Origin of the sequence: Ruegeria sp. HKCCD7221, from assembly GCF_013031225.1 — a bacterium.
GTDB lineage: Bacteria > Pseudomonadota > Alphaproteobacteria > Rhodobacterales > Rhodobacteraceae > Ruegeria.
In genome coordinates this window covers 118,620-137,278 of record NZ_WPZE01000004.1, presented here as the reverse complement: position 1 = coordinate 137,278, position 18,659 = coordinate 118,620, and the positions used below count along the sequence as shown (strand labels likewise).

At 59.5% G+C, this 18,659-nt stretch carries 20 protein-coding genes; 2 read left to right on the top strand and 18 right to left on the bottom strand.

The genetic code is table 11. The features are described from left to right. Window positions 1–14: 14 nt before the first annotated feature. The 14 genes from GOX73_RS11770 to ruvC all read right to left on the bottom strand — a co-directional run bounded on the left by GOX73_RS11770 (window position 15) and on the right by ruvC (window position 12,318). On the bottom strand, window positions 15–590 hold the full coding sequence (locus GOX73_RS11770) for an MOSC domain-containing protein (protein WP_171125712.1): 576 nt from the start codon (window positions 588–590) through the stop codon (window positions 15–17). A gap of 96 nt (window positions 591–686) precedes the next feature. Then, complete coding sequence (ftsH, locus tag GOX73_RS11765) at window positions 687–2,603, bottom strand: ATP-dependent zinc metalloprotease FtsH (RefSeq protein WP_171121839.1); 1,917 nt, start codon at window positions 2,601–2,603, stop codon at window positions 687–689. Between the two features lie 76 nt (window positions 2,604–2,679). After that, entirely contained in the window at window positions 2,680–3,933 is a 1,254-nt protein-coding gene (gene tilS / locus GOX73_RS11760; protein ID WP_171125715.1) for a tRNA lysidine(34) synthetase TilS, read from the bottom strand. Further along, window positions 3,930–4,757 carry a tol-pal system protein YbgF gene (gene ybgF / locus GOX73_RS11755; RefSeq protein WP_171121837.1) on the bottom strand — a complete coding sequence of 276 codons (828 nt, stop codon included), beginning with the start codon at window positions 4,755–4,757 and terminating at the stop codon, window positions 3,930–3,932. The genes tilS and ybgF overlap by 4 nt, the downstream gene beginning before the upstream one ends. Window positions 4,758–4,761: 4 nt before the next feature. Next, on the bottom strand, window positions 4,762–5,271 hold the full coding sequence (gene pal, locus GOX73_RS11750; RefSeq protein WP_171121836.1) for a peptidoglycan-associated lipoprotein Pal: 510 nt from the start codon (window positions 5,269–5,271) through the stop codon (window positions 4,762–4,764). An 88-nt stretch (window positions 5,272–5,359) separates the two neighbouring features. Continuing rightward, the gene (tolB, locus tag GOX73_RS11745) at window positions 5,360–6,679 is read right to left on the bottom strand and encodes a Tol-Pal system beta propeller repeat protein TolB (protein ID WP_171125717.1); all 1,320 of its coding nucleotides are present in this window, start codon (window positions 6,677–6,679) and stop codon (window positions 5,360–5,362) included. Further along, a complete protein-coding gene (locus GOX73_RS11740) occupies window positions 6,676–7,770 on the bottom strand; it encodes an energy transducer TonB (RefSeq protein WP_171125719.1) in 1,095 nt (364 codons plus the stop codon). The genes tolB and GOX73_RS11740 overlap by 4 nt, the downstream gene beginning before the upstream one ends. Before the next feature lie 9 nt (window positions 7,771–7,779). After that, on the bottom strand, window positions 7,780–8,256 hold the full coding sequence (tolR, locus tag GOX73_RS11735; protein ID WP_152457226.1) for a protein TolR: 477 nt from the start codon (window positions 8,254–8,256) through the stop codon (window positions 7,780–7,782). Between the two features lies 1 nt (window position 8,257). Then, the gene (tolQ, locus tag GOX73_RS11730) at window positions 8,258–8,953 is read right to left on the bottom strand and encodes a protein TolQ (RefSeq protein ID WP_171121833.1); all 696 of its coding nucleotides are present in this window, start codon (window positions 8,951–8,953) and stop codon (window positions 8,258–8,260) included. 110 nt (window positions 8,954–9,063) lie between these two features. Further along, window positions 9,064–9,447, bottom strand: coding sequence for a tol-pal system-associated acyl-CoA thioesterase (gene ybgC / locus GOX73_RS11725; protein ID WP_171121832.1), 384 nt, complete (start codon window positions 9,445–9,447; stop codon window positions 9,064–9,066). Beyond that, window positions 9,444–10,067, bottom strand: a complete 624-nt coding sequence (locus tag GOX73_RS11720) for a hypothetical protein (RefSeq protein ID WP_171125721.1) — start codon at window positions 10,065–10,067, stop codon at window positions 9,444–9,446. Before GOX73_RS11720 ends, ybgC begins: the two co-directional genes overlap by 4 nt. 61 nt (window positions 10,068–10,128) lie before the next feature. Continuing rightward, window positions 10,129–11,148: a Holliday junction branch migration DNA helicase RuvB gene (ruvB, locus tag GOX73_RS11715; RefSeq protein WP_170386244.1), complete on the bottom strand. Its 1,020-nt coding sequence runs from the start codon at window positions 11,146–11,148 to the stop codon at window positions 10,129–10,131. Between the two features lie 4 nt (window positions 11,149–11,152). Further along, on the bottom strand, window positions 11,153–11,824 hold the full coding sequence (gene ruvA, locus GOX73_RS11710; protein WP_171125723.1) for a Holliday junction branch migration protein RuvA: 672 nt from the start codon (window positions 11,822–11,824) through the stop codon (window positions 11,153–11,155). Beyond that, the gene (gene ruvC / locus GOX73_RS11705; RefSeq protein ID WP_171121828.1) at window positions 11,821–12,318 is read right to left on the bottom strand and encodes a crossover junction endodeoxyribonuclease RuvC; all 498 of its coding nucleotides are present in this window, start codon (window positions 12,316–12,318) and stop codon (window positions 11,821–11,823) included. Before ruvC ends, ruvA begins: the two co-directional genes overlap by 4 nt. A gap of 334 nt (window positions 12,319–12,652) precedes the next feature. On the opposite strand from ruvC, the gene GOX73_RS11700 reads away from it, so the two are divergent. Beyond that, on the top strand, window positions 12,653–12,865 hold the full coding sequence (locus GOX73_RS11700; RefSeq protein ID WP_171121827.1) for a DUF1127 domain-containing protein: 213 nt from the start codon (window positions 12,653–12,655) through the stop codon (window positions 12,863–12,865). 112 nt (window positions 12,866–12,977) lie between these two features. Here GOX73_RS11700 and GOX73_RS11695 read toward each other — a convergent pair whose 3' ends face one another. The 4 genes from GOX73_RS11695 to GOX73_RS11680 all read right to left on the bottom strand — a co-directional run bounded on the left by GOX73_RS11695 (window position 12,978) and on the right by GOX73_RS11680 (window position 17,895). Then, the gene (locus GOX73_RS11695; protein ID WP_171121826.1) at window positions 12,978–13,322 is read right to left on the bottom strand and encodes a hypothetical protein; all 345 of its coding nucleotides are present in this window, start codon (window positions 13,320–13,322) and stop codon (window positions 12,978–12,980) included. 104 nt (window positions 13,323–13,426) lie between these two features. Next, window positions 13,427–14,299 carry a 50S ribosomal protein L11 methyltransferase gene (locus GOX73_RS11690; RefSeq protein WP_171125725.1) on the bottom strand — a complete coding sequence of 291 codons (873 nt, stop codon included), beginning with the start codon at window positions 14,297–14,299 and terminating at the stop codon, window positions 13,427–13,429. Between the two features lie 64 nt (window positions 14,300–14,363). Continuing rightward, a complete protein-coding gene (locus tag GOX73_RS11685) occupies window positions 14,364–15,596 on the bottom strand; it encodes an MFS transporter (RefSeq protein ID WP_171121824.1) in 1,233 nt (410 codons plus the stop codon). Between the two features lie 73 nt (window positions 15,597–15,669). After that, on the bottom strand, window positions 15,670–17,895 hold the full coding sequence (locus GOX73_RS11680; protein ID WP_171125917.1) for a primosomal protein N': 2,226 nt from the start codon (window positions 17,893–17,895) through the stop codon (window positions 15,670–15,672). 59 nt (window positions 17,896–17,954) lie between these two features. Here GOX73_RS11680 and fsa point away from each other — a divergent pair, with 59 nt between their 5' ends. Continuing rightward, entirely contained in the window at window positions 17,955–18,608 is a 654-nt protein-coding gene (gene fsa, locus GOX73_RS11675; RefSeq protein ID WP_170332816.1) for a fructose-6-phosphate aldolase, read from the top strand. Window positions 18,609–18,659: the final 51 nt, after the last annotated feature.

Below are 18,659 nucleotides of genomic sequence, written 5' to 3'. Positions count from 1 at the left end.
GGAAAACCTGTGACTTAAGGTGCCCAGGCGCGCTGATCGGGAACGAACAGCTTCATACGATCGCCCAGCTTCAACACACCGGGCCGCTCGACCCATGCGGTCACACCCCGCCTCCCCTTCGCTGCGGGCTTGAACGCCGCACCGTGACCGGGCAGATCGGACTCGACCTCGCGACCAGGAATCACGCAGGGGCGGTTTTCCATATCTACCGTGATCGTGACGCCATCGGGCCCCTGAAGTCGCGAGGATGGCGGTACATGCGTAAAGTCCGGTATTCCACGCAACAGGATGCTGACCCCCAGAAAAGAGGGGTCCAGCGCGTCCAGCCCCATCTCAGCCGCCGTCGCCTGCATCTCATCTTCGGACAACACGGACAATTGCCGCACATTGCGGATCTCAGTGCCCTGTGGGTAGAGATTCTTCATCCGCACGCAAGAGGAACGGTTCACCCCCTCATGCCGCTCGCCCGCTGCACCTGCAAAACCCAAAGACATCTCACGGACGGCAGATGCTCGGATCGACTGCCCCGCCTGAACGTGACCCAGCCAAACGATTTCACCCGTGAATTCTGTTTCTCGCAGGACCGGCATGTTCTGCCCCCTATAACCGCCACAATCTTCGGGCAACTAGACGGCAGGTTTGCCGGAAAGAAAAGAAAAACCCGAGCCTTGGCTCGGGTTTTAGCGTTAAGTGGTCGGTTCCGGCTCCATGCCACCATCGGGCGGAGATTTCTTGACCTTGGTTTTCGGGATCGCCGTGACGCTTGGCGCGCCGCCCTCATCCGGGCTGCCGCCTTCGTCGTCACCTTCGCTGGGCGATTCACCGTTCATAACGCGCTTGATCTCGTCGCCGGTCAGCGTCTCATATTCCAGCAGACCTTGCGCCAGACGTTCCCACGCCTCGTTCTTGTCGGTGAGGATCTTGTGCGCACGCTCATATCCTTGCTGGATCAGGCGTTTCACCTCTTCTTCGATCAGCTCTTTTGTATGGGCCGAGACCGAGAAACCAGCGGTGTTGCCCTGATAGCCCTCATGCGCTTCAGCATAGTCGATATTGCCAACCTTGTCCGACATGCCCCAGCGCATAACCATGGCGCGCGCAAGCTGGCTGGCCTGCATGATGTCACCGGCGGGGCCGTTCGACACATGGTCTTCACCGTATTTGATGACTTCGGCAGCCTTACCTGCCATGGTCATGGCCAGCTTTTGCTCACATTCGTCCCGGTGATAGTTCAGGCGATCCATTTCAGGCAAAGACACAACCATACCCAGCGCACCGCCGCGCGGAATAATCGTTGCCTTATAGACCGGGTCGCACAGCGGCAGCTCCAGACCAACCACTGCATGGCCGGCCTCGTGATAGGCTGTCTTTTCCTTCTGATCCTGAGTCAGCACCATGCTACGGCGCTCGGCCCCCATCATCACCTTGTCCTTGGCGTTCTCAAAGTCTTCCATGGTGACAAAGCGACGGCCTACACGCGCCGCCATCAGCGCGGCCTCGTTCACGAGGTTCGCCAAGTCCGCACCCGAGAAGCCCGGAGTACCGCGCGCGATGATGCGCAGGTCAACGTCAGGGCCCAGAGGCGTCTTGCGCGCATGCACACCCAAGATCTTCTCGCGGCCTTTGATGTCGGGGTTGCCGACGGTCACGTTACGGTCAAACCGGCCCGGACGCAGCAACGCAGGGTCCAGAACGTCCTTACGGTTGGTTGCGGCCAGAATGATCACGCCTTCGTTGGCTTCGAACCCGTCCATCTCAACCAGCAACTGGTTGAGCGTTTGTTCGCGTTCGTCGTTGCCGCCGCCATAGCCGGCACCACGATGGCGACCCACGGCGTCGATCTCGTCGATGAACACGATGCACGGTGCGTTTTTCTTGGCCTGTTCGAACATGTCGCGTACACGAGACGCACCCACACCCACAAACATCTCGACGAAGTCTGAGCCTGAGATGGTGAAGAAGGGCACGCCAGCCTCACCGGCAATCGCGCGGGCCAGCAGCGTCTTACCAGTGCCCGGAGGGCCAACCAGCAGCGCGCCTTTGGGGATTTTACCACCCAGACGGCTGAATTTCTGCGGGTTGCGCAGGAATTCGACGATCTCTTCCAGCTCTTCCTTGGCCTCGTCAATGCCGGCCACGTCGTCAAAGGTCACACGCCCATGCTTTTCGGTCAGCATCTTGGCCTTGGACTTGCCAAAGCCCATCGCGCCACCTTTGCCGCCGCCTTGCATCCGGTTCATGAAATAGACCCAGACACCGATCAGCAGCAGAAATGGCAGAAGCGTGATCAGGAAGGACTGGAACCCGGATTGCTGCTGCTTTTCAGCGCGCACCGGAATATTTTCGTCGATCAACAGCTTAGTGACTTCGGCGTCACCCGGTTTGATCGTGACATAATTTGCGCCGCTTTGCGTGGTATAGCGAATCTGTTCACCATCCAGCGTCACATTCTTGACCTCGCCGCCTTCAACAGCGGTCACGAAATCGGAATAAGTTCTTTCATTGCTCTGAAGCGTTCCGCCTGGTCCGCTGAACAAATTGAACAGTGCAAGGATCAGCAGAAACAGAACGACCCAGAAGGCGATGTTACGAGCGTTGCCCAAGGAAAATCTCCCAAAAGATTTCGGCAGGTGGGGGTCTGCCGGGTTGCTCTATAAAATAGAGATGATTCAAGCAGGTTCAATGCGATAAAAACGAAGAATGAAAGTCGGACCTTTCCGCCGTCAATTCTGCCTGCCAACCGTTCGTAAAACCTGCCAAAGGCGCGGACAAAAGGGTTTCGCCGTCCCATACTGCGGGTGATGATACCAGCACCTCGCGGGGTTTTCCAAGAGCCCTCCACTCTGACACTGAACGTAGCCCTGCGTCGCCCAATGGCGCAATCGTTGCATTGGGCGCAGAAGGGCCGGTCAAAACCCAACGGTCATCCCAGTCTTGTCCAATTTCGCAGCGCATTTCCTTCACGGCGTTTAGCTCTCTGCAAATCCACGTTTTATTGCCCTTTGGGATCAGAATGCAGCCCCCAATCGTGCCCGGTTTTGCAAGCTCAATCGCCTCGATTGCTTGTTCGGTGGCTGTGTGTCGTGGGGGATAGCCGGGTCCGGCAATCCACGCCAAACTGCCCAGCACCAACCGGCGCTGAACCTCAGCAGGCAAAGCCGCGAATCCGGCTTGGTCGCAGCACACGGCCCCCGTATCCGCAACAAGAACCTGCCGTGCCGAGTCTTGCGTATATAGCGCCAAAGCTTCATCCGCCCGCGCCAGATTTTGCGCAACACGTGTCAGAGACTGGGCCGAAATTCCCAAGCCCCCAAGCGATTTCAGCGCGTCCCGCGCCTTGATCCGGTCGAATCTCATGTCGTGATTCGATGGGTCTTCTATCCAGTCCACACCGATTTCCGTCAGATAGTCGCGCAACTGAAGGCGCGTAACGCCCAGCATCGGACGCAGGAAGGTTACGCGGTTCCGCTTGATTGAATCAGCCATTCCAGACAAGCCCGTCACACCCGCGGCCCGCCCCAGACGCATCAGAATGGTTTCGGCTTGATCATCTGCAGTATGGCCCAGCGCAATCGCGCCCAAGTCGTTTCTGCGGGCCCAGTCCGCCAGCAACCCGTAACGCTCCTGTCGCGCGCGGTCCTGAAGGTTTCCCCGGCCATCCCAGTTGTTCCAGATCAGAGTTTCGTGCGGCACGCCAAGCGATATTGCCTGCTGTGCCACCCAGTCCGCCTCTGTTGCCGACTCGGGGCGGAGTCCATGGTCAACCGTCGCAACAAACAACGCCACCTGCTTTTGCCCGGCGATATCCTTCAAGAGATGCAGCAACGCGACCGAGTCGCCACCGCCCGACACCGCAATGCCCAAACGGGCTGGAAAATCTGCTCCCAGCCGCGCCCTGATCTCGGATAGCAAAATGTCTGAAATTTCGGTCAAGAACAGCCCAGCGAAGCCATTTCTTGCGTCGCAGCCGAGGCCGCAGCCGAACCCGGAAAACGCACTCCAACCTCGCTAAGGGTTATGCAGGCCTGATCAATCTGCTCCAATCGTCCAAGCGCCGCGCCCAGTTCGAACAAGGCTTCGGGCGCAAACGTGCCTTCGGAATCGCCCGTAAAGCTGGCCAGAAACGCGCGCGCAGCCTCGCGGGTGTCACCCAGCCCTTGCAACGCATGTCCACGCTTCAGGTGGGCCTCTGGTGCAAGGGGGCTTCCGGGGTAGGACGTTTCAAACAGCGCAAATTGATCGGCCGCCGCCTGAAAATTACCGTCGGCCAGAGATTGTGCAGCGGCGTCAAAATCAGCGCGTTCACCAATGGCAAGTTCGCCTTGTTCGGCGATCAGCGGTGTCTCTGTTGTCACGGTCGGAGCCGCTGCGGTGATCTCGGTGTCCCCGCCCAGGGTCGATGTTTCGCCCAGCGTACTCAGATCGCCGCCTTCAAGTTCAACCAGACGAAACTCAAGATCACCAATCCGGTTGGTACCGTCGGTGACGACATTCTGGACCCGTTGATTCAATTGCTCGGTCTGCCGCGTCAGGCGTTGCAATTCAGCCTCGATCGCGTCGACGCGTTCCAGAATTGAACTGCCAGACAGGTTTGGCGCGGGGGAGCCCGTTGTGGAAAACTCGCGCTTGAGGCGCTGAATTTCCACGTGCAGCACCGTTAGCTCTTGCCGGATATCGGCCAAAGTCTGCTGATCCTGCGCTTGTGCCACTCCGGCGGTCGCTACCACCGCGGCCAGAACCCATCCTGCAATTCTCATCGTCTTACCCCAAGGTTGAACCGGTCAGCACCGTCACCGCGCGGCGGTTCTTGGAATAGCAATCCTCGGTGCTGCAAATCTCGATCGGGCGTTCCTTGCCGAAGCTCACCGTCGTTAGGCGATTACCCGCAACACCCCGCGAAATCAGATACTCGCGGGCCGCGTTTGCGCGGCGCGCTCCAAGGGCAAGGTTGTATTCACGCGTGCCCTGTTCGTCCGCATGTCCTTCGATGGTTGCGACAAAATCGGGATTTGCCAAAAGCCAGTCCGCCTGCCCTTGCAGGACTGTTTGTGCCTGCGGTGTCAGCGTAGACTGGTCAACCGAGAACAGCACGCGGTCGCCCACGGTTTGCTGGAAATACGCCGGGGATCGCGGATCGCTTGGCGAACCGGGCGCGATGGCCCCGTTCGCGCCGCTGCCAAATCCACCGCCCAGTGCGGAAGGATCGTTGCTGGTACAGGCGGCCATCACACTCAGCGCGCCCAAAGCCAAAACTTTGCTCAATACGTTCATTTCAGGTGCCTCGTCATATTATCTGTTTATTGCCGTCTCTGTATCACAGTGCAGGTTTTTTGTGAACTTTTCCAACCCCCTGCCCTGATCAATTCTGTAATGGCCCCCATGACGGGTCACTTCCGCCATCTGGGGTCCGTACCGGGCGCAGATTCCGTCCCGAAATATCCACCGAGTACAGCGTCGCCCGACCACTTGCGCCCTGCGTTTCGCGGGTAAACATGATGACCCGACCGTTGGGCGACCATGTCGGCCCCTCGTCAAGGAAGGACGAGGTCAGCAGGCGTTCTTCGCTGCCGTCAGTGCGCATCACACCGATATGAAAACGGCCCTTGTTCTGCTTAGTGAAGGCAACCAGATCCCCACGCGGCGACCAGACAGGTGTGCCATAGCGCCCCTGACCAAAGCTGATCCGCGTCGCTTCGCCACCATTGGCGGGCATGATATAAAGCTGCGGCGTGCCCGAGCGGTCGCTTTCGAACACGATCTGTGACCCATCGGGCGAATAGCTGGGTGCGGTTTCGATGGCAGGTGTGTTCGTCAGTCGGACACTTTGCCCTGAAGCCAGATCCATCTTCCACAGGTCCGTGTTGCCACCCTGAATCAGCGAATACACGATCGAGCGTCCATCGGGCGAGAAACGGGGCGAAAAGCTCATGGTGCCGCCCGGTGTATTCAGCTCGGTCCTGCGAACGCGGTCCACGTCCAGCACATAGATGCGTGGCTGGCCAGTTTCATAGCTGGTATAAAGCAGCCGGTCGCCCGTGGGCGAAAAACGCGGGGCAAGCACGATGGCGGCGCTGTCGGTCAAGTACTGCACATTCGCGCCATCATAGTCCATGATCGCCAGCCGTTTCAGTCGCTGGTCCTTGGGTCCGCTCTCGGACACAAAGGCGACACGGCTATCAAAATAGGCGCCCTCACCAGTCACCCTGCTGTAAACCTGATCCGCCACCTTGTGCGCCATTCGCCGCCAGCCGTCGGTGGTGCCTGCAAACTGTAGGCCATTACCCAGTTCCTGACCCGAAAATACATCCCACACCCGAAACCGAACTGTCAGGCGATTGCCCGACACATTCACAGCGCCGGTTACCAGCGCCTCGGCGTTGATGGCCTTCCAGTCGGCAAACTGAACCGGGGCATCAAAACTGCTGACCCGGCTGATGAACGCATCCGATGAAATCTCACGGAACAGACCGGTTCCCGTCAAATCAGCAGCAACCACCCGCGAGATGTCCTGCGCGAATTGGGCCGCAGCCGCGTTGTCGGGGACAAAACTGGGCACGGCAAAGGGCAAGGGCTCGATGATCCCCTGATCCAGTTCCAGACGCAGCGGTCCGTTCTGGGCATATGCAGGCGCCGTCAGCATCGTCAGGCCCAGCAACAAGCTGGTCAGAAATCTCATCATTTGATCCGCATCCTCTCGGGATTGAATGTAATCTCAATATCCTGCCATTGCGCGTATTTGTCAGCAGGCAGATCGTATCCTTTTGCCCCACAGCGCAGAATTGCGCGTCTGGCGGCCTCATATGCCTGGCTCGCAGACCCGGCAGACCCGCCGGAACTGTCGATCAGGCGTAAACTGCCGCCCACCACCTTACCATCCGGCGTCAGTGAAAACGCCACGACAACAACAGTCTGCAGCGCATCCGTTGACAAAGACCCAACATTCCAGCACCGCGAAACGGCCAATCGCATCGCGTCCTTCTCGCCACTGGTCAATGGGGGGCCAGAGGGTTCGTTGCCTTGACCCAATGCCTCGGCCAGAGCGTCCTGAATGGCGCTTTCGTCGGCTGCCGGTGGCTCTGGCTCTTCGGTTTCAGCGACTTCGGTCTGTGCTGGCGGTGTTGGCCTTTTTGGACGGACCTGAGGGCGCGGGGACGACCGGGGCGCGTATTCCTTGGCCTCTTCAGCCTCGGTCACGATCTCATCCGTGGCTTCCTCCGGGGCGGTTTGATCTTGCTGCTCTTGCTGGATTTCTGCGCCTTCGTCCAGTGACACAGCCGGTGTTTCGATATCATCCGGAGCTGCTTCGGGCGGCTGTGGGGCAACCGGCTCGGGCGCGACCTTGTCCGCGGGGCGCGGCTGCGCCTCGGGGCCGGGCGGGACCGGCAATGCCGCAATTTCAGTGTCAGGCGGAGGGTCCAGCGCAGGGGGCTGTTCCACTTCAACAGGCTCAGGCAACGGCTCGACCGCCTCTGGCGCGGCGTCGGGTTCAGGCTCAACCGCCTCCGAAACTTCCGAAGTTGGCTGTTCCTCTTCCACAGGTTCCGGGGGGGCCGTGTTATCTTGCGGTTCTTCAGGCTGCTGTAAGGACGAGGGTGTCGGCACCTCGGGCGCTTCGCGTTGGGCGGTCATCGCCGCGAACTGCTCAGCCGAGATCACGGAAACATCCTGAACGGCCATAGGCAAAGGCTCGGACCGAAAGGTGCCGCCGAACAAGGCCCATCCGATCAGAGATACGTGGGCGATCGCCGAGATCTTGGTGCCGGTATCCACCGCGCGGCCTCACTCTCCACCTTCGTCCAGTGTCGGGCCGCCGGTATCCGTCACCAGCCCGACATTGGAAAAACCGCCCGCATTCAGCGCGCCCATGACCTGCATCACTTGCGCGTAAGGGATTGCGCCATCTGCGCGCAAGAACACGCGGTCACTGCTCCGTTCTGCCGCGATCGCGCGCAGTTTACCAATCAACTCTTCGCGCAAGACATCCGTGGTCTGGATTTGTACCCGCCCGTCAGCCGTCAGCGTCACTGTTAGCGGTTCTTCGTTGTCACCGGGCAAAGCGCTGGCCGCAGTTTTGGGCAGATCAACCGGAACGCCAACAGTCAACAAAGGGGCAGCCACCATGAAGATGATCAGCAATACCAGCATGACGTCGACAAAGGGCGTCACGTTGATCTCGGCCATCGGCTGGGCGCGGCCCCGACGCCGCCCGCGCCGACGCCCGTTCCCCCCCGAGGATTGCTGAACCGCAGCCCCCATGTCAGCTATCCAACTGGCGCGACAGGATGGTCGCGAATTCGTCAGCGAACGCCTCGTACCCGCCGACGATCCGGTCACTATCGGCGCTGAGTTTGTTATAGAAAATAACCGCCGGGATCGCGGCCAACAGACCCAGACCCGTGGCCAGCAACGCCTCGGCAATACCAGGGGCAACAACGGCAAGGTTGGTGTTCTGCTGCTCGGCAATCTCGATAAAGGCGTTCATGATGCCCCAGACGGTGCCGAACAAACCGATAAACGGCGCGGTCGAGCCAACCGTCGCAAGGATCGGCAGCCCCTTTTGCAGCGTTTCAGCTTCTTTCGCGATCGCCACATCCATCGACCGGTCGATACGCGCAGTTGCCCCGGCAATCAGCCCTCCATCGGTGCGATGGGACCTGCGCCATTCGATCATGCCAGCCGCGAAAATCTTTTCCGAGCTTCCGTCCGGCTGCGTGCCAATCTGTTCGAACAGCTCATCCAGCGGATTGCCTGACCAGAAGGATTCATCAAAAACCTGCGCCTCGCGCCGAGCCGCCCGATAGTTGATGATTTTCTGGATAATGATGCCCCATGACCAGATAGATGCCCCGATCAACATCAGCATCACCAGTTTTACGACAAAGGTCGCGCGGGCATACAGCCCCCACATGGAGAAGTCGATCTCCTGCGCCAGCGCCAGCGTTTCAGCTTCCATGAACCTGCTCTTTGTTTTTGCCTGACGGCCGTTCTTTTGGCCTTGTTTTGCCAAACGCTAACGCAGTTGGTTATGAAAAGCCAACAGAACCACCCCTACCCCGCAAATTGTTACAACAATGCGCGAATCTCTGCCGGAAGCCGCACCGGCTTGCCCTGCGCATTCATGCAAACGGCGGTCACCGTGGCGCGAAAAACCTCGGTCTCATCCCGTTTTACGATCTGATCCATGGTCAGGCGCACGCCCGACACAGAAGCTACCGTGGTTTCGACGATCAGGTCGTCTTCAAACTTGGCTGGCGCCAGATAGTCCGCCTCGATCCTGCGGACGACCCAGACAATACCAGCATCGCGCATGGCGTTCTGGTCGTTGCCGAGTTTACGCACATAATCGGATCGCGCACGCTCGATGAACTTCAGGTAGTTTGCGTGATAAACGACACCGCCCATATCGGTGTCTTCGTAGAAAACCTGAACAGGATACACGTGTTTCATTGCGGCTGCTCCATCCTCGCAAACAATCGCAGAGCGTGAGATCGATCCTGTGCGACGCCCGGCAGGACCGGATCGTAGGCCGCACGGATCAGCCCGGCAATATCCGGCCGCAGGATCGTCGCGCCACCCGCAATCGCCAGCGGCGACGCACTGCGAAAAGCGGCGTCAGACCACAGCAAGATCGTCTGCACCACCTGACTTAGCGCCAAAGTTTCTGCCGGAACCTTGGACAGTTCCTTGTCCATCCGGAGAAACACAAACGCCGCCCTGATCGACCCGTCCTCTTCAAACCTGAAGATACGGTACTGATTGGCATCTGCCGCAACCAGCCGCTCGACCAACGGGGCCAGATCGGGCACCAAACGGTCCAGATCCGGAACCTCGAGCAATTCCTTCCAATCACGGAAGAAGAAGACCATGCAGTTTGCACCCAACTCCGGGTCGGTTTCGGCCATGTTGTGACCGGCAAGCGTGACGACCGCTTCAAACGCACCTTTGACGGTCGCCAGCGTTTCGTTTTCCACGCCGAAAACAATGGGCACGATGGGCCGACCCCAGCGTGCAAACAGGAACTCGCCGCTTTCGCGGGTGAACAACGCTTGGATATCTTCGGGTGTCACGCGCAATCCTCGGTGGTCACAAAAGGGTCGTTCGAACCCTTAAAAGCTATGACGCCCAGCTTCAACCAAACAGATCGCTTTGCCCCTTGGGCGCCGCCATCCCAAGATGAGTCCACGCCTTCTGCGCCAGCATTCGACCACGAGGTGTGCGTTGGATCAAACCCTGTTGCAGCAGATAGGGTTCGATGACTTCCTCAAGCGAGTCGCGGCTTTCCGACAGCGCCGCGGACAGGGTTTCGATGCCAACGGGTCCACCTGCGTAATTCTCGGCAATCAGCGTCAGGTATCGCCGGTCCGCACCATCCAATCCAAGATTATCGACCCCCAGCCGGGTCAAGGCACCGTCCGCCAGGTCGCGCGTAATGTGACCGTCACCTTCGACAATGGCAAAGTCCACAACGCGCCGCAGCAACCGACCTGCAATACGCGGTGTTCCTCGTGACCTTCGCGCGATTTCCCGCGCGCCGTCGTCATCAGCAGGGGCGCCCAGTTTGCGAGCATTTCGTGTGACGATCTCGTGCAATTCATCCACTGTGTAGAACTGCAACCGCGTCGGAATACCAAACCTGTCACGCAGCGGTGTGGTCAGCAGACCCATCCGTGTTGTCGCACCGACCAGGGTAAAGGGTTGAAGCTCGATCCGAACCGTGCGCGCCGCTGGGCCTTCGCCGATTACCAGATCCAGTTCGAAATCCTCCATCGCGGGGTACAGAACCTCTTCGACTGCCGGGTTCAGGCGGTGAATCTCGTCAATGAACAGCACATCGCGCGATTCCAGATTGGTCAGGATGGCCGCCAAATCACCAGCCTTGGCCAGCACGGGGCCAGAGGTCATGCGGAAATTCACCCCCAACTCGCGGGCCATGATCTGCGCAAGCGTCGTCTTCCCCAACCCCGGAGGGCCATGGAACAGCGTGTGGTCCATCGCCTCGCCCCGCTGCCGGGCCGACTGAATGAACACGCGCAGGTTCGCGCGTGCCTCGGCCTGACCGATGAATTCATCCAACCCTTGAGGACGCAGGGCGCGGTCGTTATCCTCGGGCAGAGGATCAGGGCGCAGGGTGGGATCGGCGTCTACCATTCACTCAGCCTTTCGGGGCCAGCAGTTTCAGCGCTGCACGGATCAGTTCCGCCTCGCCAGCTTCGGGCTGACTGGCTGCAGCTTCGGCCACAGCGGACGCAGCTTCGGACGGGCCGTACCCTAAGTTTGACAAAGCCGACAACGCACCGGCAGAGGCCGCGGCGTTACCCGATGCAGGTTTAACAACCCGTTTGGGCGCAGGTTTGACCGCCTCAACAATCTCAAGATCAGGGCCGTCCATCGCCTCCGTCACCGTACCGCCCATCGCCATCACACCGGGCGCTTTGTCCTTGAGGTCCAGAACGACGCGCTGCGCCGTCTTCGGGCCGACACCTTTGGCGGATTTGACTGCGCCCCAATCACCCAGCGCAATGGCCCGGCTGACGCCATCAGGCCCCAGCGCCGACAGGATAGCCAACGACACCTTGGCCCCAACCCCCTGAACCGAGCACAGCAGGCGATGCCATTCCTTCTCGACCAGCGACAGAAACCCGTAAAGCTGCATCAGGTCCTCGCGCACGACCATGTCAGTGTAGATCGACACCGCCTCGCCCACACCGGGCAGCGCCGCCATTGTTCGATCCGAGCAATAGACGATATACCCCACCCCGCGCACGTCGATCAGAACATGATCCGCCGCGCGGTAGTCCAAGCGCCCTGTCAGTTTGCCGATCATGCCCGAACCTCTTTCATCCGCGCCTGTGGCGCTGCGCCGTAATATGAGTGACAGATCGCAATAGCCAGTGCATCCGCCGCATCCGCGCCTTTGGGTTCGCACCCCGGCAGTTGAAGTTTGACCATATGCAGAACTTGCTCTTTCTCGGCGTGGCCAACGCCCACCACCGTTTTCTTCACCCTGTTGGGCGCATATTCACCCACTGCAAGCCCAGCCTGCGCAAGGGTCAGCAAAGCCACCCCGCGCGCCTGACCCAGCTTAAGCGTGCCCGCACCGTCCTTGTTCACAAAAGTCTGTTCGATTGCCGCCTGTTCGGGCCGGTATTCCGCGATGACCTCGACAATCTGATTGTGCAAAGACAGCAGCCGTTCGCCCAGATCATCGCCATCTGACTTGCACAAACCATTGGCGACGTGGCTCAGGCGGCTGCCACGCGATTCGATGACGCCCCATCCCAGGGTCCTGAGCCCCGGATCAATGCCCAATATCCGCATCTTTTTGCCTCGGCCTGCTCGGGTTTTTATGCTCTTTCCCTTCGATTAGCACGAAGCGTGAACATTTTCCAAGCGAATTGACCGAAAGTCTAAAAACGGCACTTGTGTTCCGGGGCCGACAAACCTGCCAGTTTGCGACGCCAAAGCGTCTGTTTTCGACACGGAGATTACCGGTTAATGGCCTTAAAATTAAGGATTTTTCATAATTGGAAAGCCTTGCAAAAAACGCATAGGACACATGCAATTTCTGCGCTTGCGGAACCCGATCACCCTAACTAAATGCCGATCAAATCGAATGATCGAGACATGAAATTTAACCAGAAGGAAACAGGATATGGCTGCACTGGATACCACCCGCGCCACCACTGGCTCGTTCGGCCTTGCTGGCCGTATCGGCGCATTTTTTGCATCGGCAGTGACCGCCGTTGTCGAATGGAACGATGCCCGCGTTACTCGTAACGTGCTGAATCGTCTGACGAACCGCGAACTCGAAGACATTGGTCTTTGCCGGGGCGACATTGACGTCGTCGCGGAGGGTCGCCGGTAGGGATTAGCACAACCCTGCCACTCACTCGCCCCTTCCTCCTCCCTCGGGGGCAAAGAAAAACGCCGCGCATCTTTCAATGCGCGGCGTTTTTTTAGTCAAAGCGGACAAATGCTCAGTGCAGGTACTTACCCAACTGGGCAGAGAGACGTTCCGAGATGGGATCGATTTGCATCACCCAGGCACCGGCTTTTTCAACCGCTGTGCCTTCAGCCAAGCTATCGACCCGATATTGATAAGCAGACGCGCCCAAGCTGGTCAGCAGGAACGTCTTGAAGGCAAACAAGCCCACGAGACAAAGCAGCAGAACCTTTGCAGGCACGGCCGACTGGACGCGCTGAGGCCGCATCACGACAAGACCATCTTTACGCATGGTCGCGCGATAGCCGCGGCTAAGCTTGGCATGTTTTTTGCTCAGGCGATGAATGCGCTGATCAAATTCCAGTTGTTTTCCAGTCATGGCAGCCTCCAAAAACCGCCCCCAGGTTGCATCTTTTCAAGGTAGAAAGAGATTGCGCCAAAAAAGTGGCGAAAATCTAGAAAACTCCTGTAAATGGCCCGATTTTAGCCCTGTTTGCTTAAGATTAGCGTCGTCCACTCACCAAATTCCGAACGATTGGCCAGATTAAATCCGTTTTGGAGATAAACAGTAACAACGTCATCCGCCTGTTCGTTGAGGATTCCCGAAAGGATTGCATAGCCGCCGACGCGCAGATTCGCGGCGATTTCCGGCGACAGGGCGACCAACGGTCCTTTTAGAATATTCGCAAAAATCAAATCGTACGGCGCAAGGGAATTCAGATCGGGATGGTCGAAACCAGCCGCTTCGACACATTGAACCTGTCCGGCCATGCCATTTGCCTTCAGGTTGGCCTCGGCGACGTCTACGGCGACCTGATCAATATCGCTTGCGATGATTTGCCCATCCCAGACCCGTGCGGCAGCCATGGCCAACACTGCCGTGCCACAACCGATATCCGCCACTTTGTCTGCCGAAAAACCATCGTCCAGCAGGTAGTCCAAAGCCTTGAGACAGCCCAGAGTGGTTCCGTGATGACCGGTGCCGAACGCCATTGCCGCCTCGATCAACAGCGGGATGCGGCCTTCGGGCAGTTTGTCTGCGTCGTGGCTTCCATAGACAAAGAAACGTCCGGCCTCGACGGGGGCCAATTCGCGACGCACGTGGGCAACCCAATCGGTTTCCGGCAATTCTGACACCACGAACGGCTTGGCTTCGAACGCGGCGGCGAGCACGGCCAGTGCGGTTTCATCCGGGGTTTCGGTGAAGTAACCGCCGACTTCCCACAGGCCCGAACCGTCTTCGACCTCAAACACGCCGACGCCGGTGGGTTCTGGCACCAGACGTTCCATGGCTTCGCCCAAACCTTCGGCAGCTTTCTTTCCCGTCAGAGTGGTCAGCGCGGTGAATGTGGGCATCTTGGCCTCCTGTGTCAGTTGCCACAGCGCCTAGGGCGACAGGCCGCCAAGGTCAAGCGCCGGCTTATTCCGCCGGGGCCGGAGCGTATTTCGACAGGATCGTTTCGTTTCCGGGTTCCGGGTGGCGTGGGATCAACAATGACAACGCAAGCGAGATCATGGCCATCGCAGCCGCCAGACCGAACACGGCACCGGGCGAGACAACCCACAGCAGTCCCAGAAGCGCGGGCAGAAACACCGCCGCGATATGATTGATCGTAAAGGCCACCGCAGCAGTGGGCGCTATGTCTGCCGGGTCTGCGATTTTTTGGAAATAGGTCTTCAACGCAAGCGCCAGAGCGAACAGAACATGGTCGATCACATAGAGGATCGCGGCCAGCACCACGCCCCACCCAAACCAGTAGATACCGCCATATGCCGCAAAAACGATGGCGAGGCCCGCATACTCAAAAATAAGCGTGCGGCGTTCGCCGAAAACCGACACCGCTTTGCCCAGCATCGGCGCGGCGGCCATGTTGATCATCAGGTTAATCAGATAAAGCCCGGTGAGTTCGTGAACTTCAAACCCGAACTTCTCAACCATCATGAAGCCTGCAAAGACAACAAATATCTGACGGCGGGCGCCCGCCATGAATTGCAGGGCATAATACAGCCAATAACGACGGCGCAGGATCAACTTCTTGGTTTGCGGAGTGGGTGCATCGAACTGCGGGTAAGCGAACAGACAGAACGCCGCCAACAATGCGGTTACCCCCCCAGTCGCCATGAAAACCATGTTGTAGGACAGCCCGAGCCGATCCCACGTCAGAACGATCAGCCCATAAACAACGGCTGTCGCCGCCGACCCCATTGCCACAAGCCAGCCCAGGATTTGCGGAGCGCGGTCCTTTGGCAGCCATTGCAGTTGCAGCGACTGGTTGACCGTTTCGTAATAATGAAACCCGATTGAGCTGAACAGCGTCACGAACAGCAACCCGCCAAGGCTAGGGAACCACGCTGTCACCGCGGTCGCAACACCCAACATGATCAATGAGATCATTGCCAGAACCTGCTCGCGGACGAAAATGATCACCGCAATCACCCCCACGGCCAGGAAGCCGGGGATTTCACGGACTGTGTGCAGCAGTCCGATATCCGCGCCGTCGAAATCGGCCACTTCGATGACGAAGTTGTTGAGCAGCGCGCTCCACCCGTTGAACGCGATGGGCATGGTCAGTGCCATCATGAACAACAGGGTTATCGGGCGGCGCCAGAACGGAAGTTTCTGCGCCTCAGATAGCGGCATGGGTTTCAGCATAGGATCGCTCTACGCCCATTTTGAGCGTTTGGCGAGGGGGCAGATGCACAACCGACCTGCACGAATGCAGAAGTCAGTAAAAACTCTGGGGGTCGATGTCGACAGTCAGGCGGATATCCCCCTTTAGACGCAACGGCGCGATCCACCGGGCGATAGCATCCTGAATCGGCGCGCCCTTGGGCGCCTTGACCAGCAGGCGAATGCGATGCCGCCCCCTGATGCGCGCAATGGGGGCTGGTGCAGGGCCAAAGACCTGCGCGCCTATTGCGCGCAAAGGCGCATCGTTGCGCGCCATCGCGTTTCCGATGTCAAAGACCGGCCCAACCTCGGGGCCTGACAGCACAATGCCGGCCATGCGCCCATAGGGCGGGACACCTGCGGCCTGACGCCCAGCGGCCTCGGCCTTCCAGAACCCTTCCTCATCGCCCGACAGAATGGCGCGGATCACCGGGTGTTCGGGCTGAAACGTCTGCAGCAGCGCCTGCCCCGGCTTGTCCGCCCGTCCCGCCCGGCCTGCAACCTGCCGCATAAGCTGGAATGTGCGCTCCGCTGCCCGCAGGTCGGCCCCATGTAATGAGAGGTCCGCATCAATCACCCCCACCAGCGTCAGCTTGGGGAAATTGTGCCCCTTGGCCACCAGTTGCGTGCCGATGACGATATCGGCATCGCCTTCCGCAATCTCTTCGATCTTGGCCTTCAGCGCGCGGGCCGAGCCGAACAGGTCGGAACTGAGCATGGCGATCTTGGCCTCAGGAAAGGTCGCCTCGGCCTCTTCCGCCAGACGTTCGATCCCGGGGCCGACCGGAGCCAGCTTGCCTTCGACCCCGCAGGACGGGCAGGTATCGGGCATCGGCTTCGTCTCGCCACATTGATGGCACATCAGGCGCTTGAGAAACCGGTGTTCGACCATCCGCGCATCGCAATGGTCACAGGCAATCTGCTCGCCACACGCACGGCACAGCGTCACCGGGGCATAGCCACGGCGGTTGATGAACAACAGCGACTGTTCCCCGCGTTCGATCCGCTGTCGCACCGCCTGCCGCAGCGACGGCGAAATCCATGTCCCCGGCTGCATCTGCTCGGCCCGCATGTCGATGGGCTTCATCTCGGGCAGCACCGCTGATCCAAAGCGCGCGGTCAGGTCCACCCGCTCATACTTCCCGGCCTCGGCATTGGCCCAGCTTTCCAATGAGGGCGTCGCGCTGGCCAGAATCACCTGTGCGCCACAGATCGACGCGCGAAGCACTGCCATATCCCGCGCGCTGTAATGCACGCCATCTTCTTGTTTGTAGGACGTATCGTGTTCCTCATCGACCACCACCAGCCCCAGATCGCGGAATGGCAGGAACAAAGCCGAGCGTGCGCCAACGACCAATTGCGCCTCCCCCTGCCCAACCATCCGCCAAACACGGCGACGCTCGGTCATTGTCGCGCCCGAATGCCATTCCGCCGGGCGCGCGCCAAAACGCGCCTCGACCCGCGTCAGGAATTCGGCTGTCAGAGCGATCTCGGGCAACAAGACCAGCGCCTGCCGCCCCATGCGCAATGCTTCGGCGACGGCCTCCAGAAAGACCTCGGTCTTGCCCGAACCGGTCACACCCTTCAACAACGTTGTCCCATAATCCCCAGTCCGCTGCCCGGTCTGCAACCGCGCCACCGCCGCCGCCTGATCCCCGGTCAGTTGCTTGCCCGGCAGGTCAGGGTCCAAACGCGGATAGGGCAGATCGCGCGGGCTGTCCTCCTCGCGCACAGCGCCTTGCTTGACCAGCCCTTTGACGACCGAGGACGTGACCCCCGCCTGCTCGGCCAGTTCCTTCAGGGTAAAAGCCAAGCCACCGTATTCCCGCAGCACCTCCAACACACGGGACCGCGCATCGGTCATGCGGTCGGGCTCTGCACTGCCCAACCGATACACCTTGCGCATCGACGGCGGATCGCCCAGCCCCGGCGCGCGGGTTGCCAGCCGCAACATCGCGGGCATCGGCGTCAGCGTATAATCGGCCACCTTGCCCAGAAACAGCCGCATCTCTTCGCGCATCGGCGCAACCTCAAGCACCCGGATCACCGATCGCGCCTTGGCCAGATCAAATCCGCCCTGCCCCGGTCCCCAGATCACACCCAGAACCTTGCGCGGGCCTAAAGGCACTTCGACAAACGCACCCAGAAAACACCCGCCCTCGGGCGCTTTGTAATCCAGCGTCCGGTCCAAGGGCTGCGTGGTCAGAACCGCCACCAGCTCACCGTGGTCGAAATACTCCTGCGCGCTCACCGCATCTCCTCGGGTCGGGGGTTTCAGCATCGGTGTTATTGGGGTAAAGGCATCCGCGACCAAGGCCAACCCATCAAAGGACTGCCCTCATGAAATTCTTCGTAGACACAGCCGAGATCGACGCCATCGCCGAACTGAACGATCTGGGCATGGTGGACGGTGTGACCACCAACCCCTCGCTGATCCTGAAATCGGGCCGCGATATTCTGGAAGTCACCAAAGAGATCTGTGATCTGGTCGACGGCCCGGTATCCGCCGAAGTTGTCGCCACCGAGGCCGACGACATGATCGCCGAAGGCCGCAAGCTGGCCAAGATTGCCCCCAACATCGCCGTCAAGGTTCCCTTGACCTGGGCCGGCCTGAAAACCTGCAAAACCCTCAGCGACGAAGGCCAGATGGTCAACGTGACCCTCTGCTTCTCGGCCAATCAGGCGCTGCTGGCCGCCAAAGCGGGCGCAACCTTCATCTCGCCCTTCATTGGACGTCTGGACGATATCAACCTTGATGGCATGGACCTGATCGCGGATATCCGCCAGATCTATGACAATTACGGGTTTGAGACCGAAATCCTTGCTGCCTCGATCCGCACGGTGAACCACGTGACCGACAGCGCCCGCATCGGTGCCGACGTGATTACCGCGCCTCCGGGCGTGATCAAGAAATTGGCGGATCACCCGCTGACCGACAAGGGCCTTGAAACATTCCTTGCTGACTGGGCTAAAACCGGTCAGAAAATCCTCTGATCCTTTGCGCGACCGCGCGGTGCCGACAGGCGCCGCGCCCGGCCCAACTGC

Coding starts and splice junctions, on each gene's coding strand:
- GOX73_RS11770 (WP_171125712.1), bottom strand. CDS start 590: ATGCCGGTCCTGCGAGAAACAGAATTCACGGGTGAAATCGTTTGGCTG.
- ybgC (WP_171121832.1), bottom strand. CDS start 9,447: ATGAAACACGTGTATCCTGTTCAGGTTTTCTACGAAGACACCGATATG.
- tolB (WP_171125717.1), bottom strand. CDS start 6,679: ATGATGAGATTTCTGACCAGCTTGTTGCTGGGCCTGACGATGCTGACG.
- pal (WP_171121836.1), bottom strand. CDS start 5,271: ATGAACGTATTGAGCAAAGTTTTGGCTTTGGGCGCGCTGAGTGTGATG.
- ruvC (WP_171121828.1), bottom strand. CDS start 12,318: ATGCGGATATTGGGCATTGATCCGGGGCTCAGGACCCTGGGATGGGGC.
- GOX73_RS11680 (WP_171125917.1), bottom strand. CDS start 17,895: ATGCTGAAACCCCCGACCCGAGGAGATGCGGTGAGCGCGCAGGAGTAT.
- GOX73_RS11695 (WP_171121826.1), bottom strand. CDS start 13,322: ATGACTGGAAAACAACTGGAATTTGATCAGCGCATTCATCGCCTGAGC.
- tolQ (WP_171121833.1), bottom strand. CDS start 8,953: ATGGAAGCTGAAACGCTGGCGCTGGCGCAGGAGATCGACTTCTCCATG.
- tolR (WP_152457226.1), bottom strand. CDS start 8,256: ATGGGGGCTGCGGTTCAGCAATCCTCGGGGGGGAACGGGCGTCGGCGC.
- ruvB (WP_170386244.1), bottom strand. CDS start 11,148: ATGGTAGACGCCGATCCCACCCTGCGCCCTGATCCTCTGCCCGAGGAT.
- GOX73_RS11690 (WP_171125725.1), bottom strand. CDS start 14,299: ATGCCCACATTCACCGCGCTGACCACTCTGACGGGAAAGAAAGCTGCC.
- GOX73_RS11685 (WP_171121824.1), bottom strand. CDS start 15,596: ATGCTGAAACCCATGCCGCTATCTGAGGCGCAGAAACTTCCGTTCTGG.
- fsa (WP_170332816.1), top strand. CDS start 17,955: ATGAAATTCTTCGTAGACACAGCCGAGATCGACGCCATCGCCGAACTG.
- GOX73_RS11700 (WP_171121827.1), top strand. CDS start 12,653: ATGGCTGCACTGGATACCACCCGCGCCACCACTGGCTCGTTCGGCCTT.
- ybgF (WP_171121837.1), bottom strand. CDS start 4,757: ATGAGAATTGCAGGATGGGTTCTGGCCGCGGTGGTAGCGACCGCCGGA.
- ruvA (WP_171125723.1), bottom strand. CDS start 11,824: ATGATCGGCAAACTGACAGGGCGCTTGGACTACCGCGCGGCGGATCAT.